We start from the raw sequence: 6144 nt of genomic DNA, 5'->3' as shown, positions 1-6144 counted from the left end.
CGCAACCATTTCGCGCGTTGACAGCACCTGCGCCAACGAGGGCAATGTCGTCGCGAGTCGCCGCAGGCGCTCGCGGCCGAACTCGATCCCTTTCAGCGCGCTCGCGCGCGTCGTGCTCACGAAGGCCAACTGCGCGAAAGGACTTGCCAGGAGCTCCTCGAGCGCCACCATCGCCCGTTCGGGCTCGATCAGCGAGAACCCAGCCTCGTTCAGCCAGTTCTGCAGCGATTCCGGGATCGGTCCGCAGTAGCCCCAGTTCATGATCTTGACGGGACGCCCCCATTGCCTCGACAGGCGGTGCGCGAACGCATCGTTGAAGACGCTGCCCGCCGCGTAATTGCTCTGCCGCGGGCTCCTCTCGAACGATATGATCGACGAGTAGAACAGCACGAAGTCCAGCGGCTCCTCGCCGAACACCTGAGCCATTCGAACGCTCACGTCGGCTTTCGCGCGCAGCCCCAGCGCGAAGCGCGTCTCATCCATGTGCGCCAGGTCGCTCCCCGACATCACCATCGTCGCGTGGATCAGGCCGTGGATGGCCCCGTGCTGCGCCTTGATCTCGCGATGCGCCTGCGCCAGCTCCTCCGCGTCGGCGGCGTCCGCCGACAGGTACGTCGGCGCGGGCCCCAGGCGCCCGAGACGGTCGATCTTCGCCTGGATGTCCTCGTCCAGGGCCCGACGCCCGATCCATACAACGCGCGCTTGGTACTTCTGAATCAAATATTCGGTGAGGGCTTCGCCGAGCCGTCCCGCGCCTCCCAAGACGACGTACACGCCGCGGTGCCGGAAGCGTGTAGCGATGTCGTGCTCGGCGAGCTCGTACGGGTACCAGCGCTGCCGGTACCATTGTCCATTGCGGTACGCCCACGCGTTGCCCCGTGCATCGGCCGGGAGCCGCGAGACCCCGGCTGCTGGCCAGAACCCGTCGTCCGACACGTCCACGATCCTGATCCGCCAGTGCGGATACTCCTTCGCGACGGAGCCCATCAGCCCGTGCGCGGCAGCGTGGTCGGGATCGATCCGCTCGTCGTCCTCGATGCCGTACGCCTGCCGGGTCACGACCGTCAGCCCGAGGACCTTCTCGCCATATCCCGCGCGCAGGAGCGCCTTGAGCAGACGCAAGCCGCTCAGCACCGCCGCGTGCGGCTCGCTCGATTCTTCACGGGGCGCGATCCAGAACACGTGCGTGAACGGACCCCCGGCGGACAGGCGCTCGGCGATGCGCGGGATCGTGTCCGTCGGCACCACGTCGAGCGCGCGCCCGTGTGGCCCGTGTGGCCCGTGTGGCCCGTGTGGCCCGTGTAGATAGAGCGCTTCGAGCCGAAGGCGCTCCTCCGGCGTGCCCCCGATCCACACCACGGTGTCGCCCGGCTCGGGCCAGGGCGTGGTTCCAAGCGGCGTCACCGACTCCCATTGCGGTGCGAGCATCAGCTCACCGACGGCCCAATCGTCTTCCTCGACGTGTGCCGGGACGCCGGGGATCCGCATGGCACCGGACGACTCCGCCGCGGTCGACGTCGCGCTGGACCGCGGCTCCAAGGCCGGAGCGCCGAGCGGCGCCGCGCCAGGTCTCCGGTCGCTCCAGTAGCGCTCTCCCGCGAAGGGATACGTCGGCAGAGGGATGCGTCGCCCCCGACCGCTGGACAGTAGGCTCCAATCGAACGACAACCCGTTCACCCACAGCTCGAGCAGCTTTGAATACTTGCCGCGGTCGACCCACTTGCGCACCGCCTCCTGCAGCTCCTCATCGCCGGTGAAGAGGGTGATCATCTCGTCTCCGCGCTTCACCCGCCCGGCGAAAACCTCGTTGATCCCGCTGCGTTCCGCCCTGCCATCGAGATACCCTTGGAGCTTGTCCTCGAGCTCCTGGATGCGTGTCGCTGTGAACGCGATCCGGTGGTCCATCGCCTCGCGCCCGACCTGCAACGTGTAAGCGAGGTTCCCGAGGTCGCGATCGGAGTACGCATGACGCGCGAGGTGCGCGCGCAGCTCCGTCGCGTAGGCGCGCAGGCGCTCCTCGCTCCTCGCCGACAGCACGATCAGCGCCGGACGCTCCGGGGTGATCTCAGCCGCCGACGTCCCGACCGGCTCCGCCGCGCTGTACTCCTCGATGATCAGGTGCGCGTTCGAGCCGCCCGCGCCGAACGAAGAGATGCCGGCGATCCGCGGGTACTCCTGCTGTCGGCCGTCGATCTTGACGATGGGACGCCGCCACTCCTCCGGACGCTGCTGCACCTTGAACGGCGTGCGCGCGAAGTCGATGTGCGGGTTGAGCTCCTGCGAGTGCAGGCTCGGCACGAGCATCCGATGCTGCATTTGCAGCAGCACCTTCGTGACGGCGGCGATCCCGGCCGCGCTCTCGAGATGGCCGACGTTCGACTTCAGCGAGCCGATCGCGCAGTACTGGCGATCGCCGGTCCACGACGCGAACGCCTGCGTCAGGCCGGCGATCTCGATCGGGTCCCCGAGCTCCGTGCCGGTCCCATGCGCCTCGACGTAGCTGATCGTGCGCGGATCGACGTTCGCGCGGCGGAGCGCCGCCTCGATGAGGTTGGCCTGCGCGGTCGGGTTGGGGACGGTATAACCGTGGGTCTTGCCGCCCGCGTTCAGCAGGCTGCCGCGGATGACGCCGTAGACGTGATCGCCGTCGGCGACGGCTCGACCAAGCGGCTTCAGGACGATCGCGCCGACGCCTTCGCCGTCGACGAAGCCGTCCGCTCGAGCGCCGAACGCCTTGCAGCGGTCGTCGCTCGACAGCATGTTCATCTCCGACAGGTTCGTGAGCTGCACCGGGTCGACGATGAGGTGCACTCCGCCTGCGATGGCGACCTCGCAGGACCCGATGTGCAGGGCTTCGATCGCGAGGTGGATCGCCGTGAGAGAGCTCGAGCAGGCCGTATCGACCGCCATGCTCGGTCCCTGGAAGTCACAGACGTAAGACACGCGATTCGCGATCGACCAGTACGTCGCGTGCCGGAAATACGTGCTGTTCATCACGCCGACATACACGCCGACCCTGCGACTGCCGCACAGCGTGGCGGGCGTGTACCCCGCGTCCTCGATGCACGCGTACGCCTCCTGCAAGAAGAGCCGCTCCTGGGGATCGATCCTCTCGGCTTCGGCCGGCGAGATCCGGAAGAAGAGCGGATCGAAGCGATCGATCGCGTCGAGGAACCCGGCCCACTTGCTGTAGCTCTTGCCCGCTTTGCCTCTCTCCGGATCGAAGTAGAGGCCATGATCCCAGCGGTCCTTCGGGACCTCGGTGATGCAGCTCTTGCCCGCGCGCAGGTTGTCCCAGAGCTGCTCGACGGTGCGGGCCTGAGGATAGCGGCCGCTCATCCCGATGATGGCGATCGGCTCACGCGTCGGCTCCGTCGTCGGTGAGGCGGTCAGCGCCCGGCGGCGAAGACCGCGCTTGGCCCGCGGCAGGAGCGAGACGCCCTTCGCGTCGGTGGCCTCGCCGCCGTCGCGGCGGGCCGTCGGGACGCTGTCGATCCGTGGCGCAGGCGAGGGCCGCTCTTCGAGCCCAACCCAGCGACTCACCGCCGCCGGGTCCATCTCGAGGAGGTACGTCGCCAGCGCTCCGATCGTCTGGCGCTGGAAGAACACCGTGCTCGAGAGCTGCGGGAAGAACCTCTTCAGCTCGTTCGAGAGACTGACGACGAGGATCGACTCGAGCCCGTACTTCAGCAGCGGCTCGCTCTCCAAAAGCTCGTGGAGCGGCGCGCCGAGCGTGCGGCTCAAGAGCCTCTTCAGCGCCGCGATCGCGAGCGCGCGCAGCCGCTCGGCTCCTTGCGCGCCCGGCCCGGCGTCGCTGCTCTGCGGCGTCGACAGGGCTCCGGCCTCCTTCCGCTCATGGGGCATCGCGCCTATCGCCACCAGCGCTCGTGACCCGATCGCCTTGATGAAGACGGCCTGGGACGACGGCCCGCTCATCAGCCGATCGAGCGCGGGGAGGCCCTCCTCTGGCTCGATCGAGCCCACGCCGAACCGAGCGAGCCGCGCGCGGTCGGCGTCCGACGCGGCGACGCCGACGCTCCCCCAGTAGCTCCAGTTCATCACCTTCACCGCACACGGCCATTGCCGACCGAGCTGGTGGGCGAACGCGTCCTCGAACGTGCAGCCGGCGGCGTAGTTGCTCTGCCAGGCGACCTTCGAGAAGCTCTGTGCGGACGAGAAGAAGAGCACCCAGTCCAGCGGCTCCGCCGCGAATACCTGCGCGATGCGCACGCACACGTCCGCCTTCGCGCTCAAAGCAGCCTTGAACCGCGCCTCGTCCATCTCCGCGAGGCGGCCGTCCAGGAGCGTGACGGCGGAGTGCACGACGCCGTGGATCTGCCCGTAGCGCGCCTTGATGCTCGCGTACGCGCGCTCTAGCTCCGCACGATCCGCGGCGTTCGCGCGGACGTAGGCCGGCTCCGGCCCCAGCGCCGAGAGCTCGTCAATCTTCGCCTGGATATCCGCGTTTGGTTCCCGCCTCCCGATCCAGACGACCCGCGCGCGAACTTTCTCGACGAGGTGCTTGCTGAAGATGTGACCGATCCCGCCGGCGCCGCCGATGACGACGTACACGCCGCCGTGACGATAAGGTGGATCCTGCGCCTCCCCGAGCTGGCACGGGACCAGCTTCTGCCGGTACCACGCGCCTCCGCGGTACGCCCACGCGTCCCCTCGCGGATCCGGCGGGAGGCGCTCCATCGCGGCCGTGAGCGCGGCCGTGAGGTCGTCGACGCTCGCCCGTGGCAGGTCGACGAGCCGGATCTTCCAGCCGTCGTACTCCTTCGCGAGCGAGCCGACGAGGCCGTGCACGCTCGCGTGCGTCGGGTCGACGACATCGTCGCCCACGACCGCCTGCGCCTGCCACGTGATCGCTGTGAGTCCCAGGGAACGATCGCCGTACCCGTGCGAGAGCAGCGCCTTGATCAAGCGGAAGAGGGCGATGACGCCTCGTTCCTGTCCCTGCAAGATGGCTTCGTCCGCCACCGACGTCGTGGACCCAATCGACGCAGGTCCCTCACTCGGCGCGGCCCAGACGACGTGATCGATCGGCCCTGCCGCGGCGAGGCGCCGGGCGATCTCGTCGATGGTTGCTCCGATGGCGAGCGTCTGCACGCGCGGATGACGGCTCCGGAGCCATCGCTCGGCACCCGGCGGATCGCCGACGAGCAACACGGAGCTGTCCGCCGGCGGCCACGGCGCCGTGGAGACCGCCGGCAGCGCCTCCCACCGCGGGCTCAGCATCATGGTGCGTCCCTCGGAGTCGCTCCGCGACGCGCTCGGCACGGCGCGGGTGGCGAGGCCCCAGAGCCGCACACAGACATGGCCGGCTTCGTCGCAGACCTCGATGTCCAGGCCCTCCAGGCTCCCGGCCTCTCGCGGCCGCACGACGACCCATGCCGACGACGGGGTGCGATCGAGGATCTCCACCGCCTCGAGCGCGAACGGCAGCGCGGGCTCGATGGCCCCATCGCCGAGCACGAGCCCGATCGAAGCCTGCAGAGCGCAGTCCAGCACGCTCGGATGGAGCACGTAGCGATCGCTCCCGCGGCTCGCCGACGGCGGCAGCTGGACGTGCGCGACGACGAATCGGCGCCCGTCCGCGTCCGCGCCGGCATGCAACGAGGTGAGCCCCCGATGCGCGGCGCCGTACTCGAGGCCCATGGCGCCGAACGCCGAATAGGCCGTCGCGCTCTCGAACGAGCGGTCGCAGCGCGCGCGGAGACCCGCGATGTCGACGGCGCGTGGCTCTTCCGCGATCGCCGGCCGAACCCACTGCGCCCGGCCGTGCGCGTGGACTACGTCCGTGTAGACCTCGAACTCGACATCGCCGTTCTCCTGGGCGTACAGACCGATGTGGACGTCGCGGGTGTCCGCGACGATCAGCGGCTTCAGCCACATGACGTCCCGAATGCCGAGGCCGGCGTGCGGCTCCCCCTCGGGCTCGACGGAGGCACGGACGGCGGCTCGGGCCATCTCCAGGTAGCAGACCGCGGGCAACACCTTCTGCCCCTGCACGACGTGATCGCTCAGGAAGAAGCTGTCGGCGCGCAACGTCGACGAGAACCGCTGCTCGTCGAAGCTCGACGTGTTGCGCTGCGCGAGCGGATGAACATCGTCCGCCCCGCGGGGCGAGGTGCCTTGCTC

1 pseudogene is annotated in these 6144 nt (G+C 69.1%); it reads right to left on the bottom strand.

The features are described 5' to 3' along the window. Positions 1 to 258: 258 nt before the first annotated feature. Positions 259 to 6108, bottom strand: a pseudogene (locus WME85_RS07460) (SDR family NAD(P)-dependent oxidoreductase); the annotation flags it as partial. Positions 6109 to 6144 lie beyond the last annotated feature (36 nt).

It is taken from the genome of Sorangium sp. So ce1153 (genome assembly GCF_051521595.1).
Taxonomy (GTDB): Bacteria; Myxococcota_A; Polyangia; order Polyangiales; family Polyangiaceae; genus Sorangium.
The sequence above is the reverse complement of the archived record's forward strand: the minus strand, read 5'-3'. Positions and strand labels throughout refer to the sequence as shown.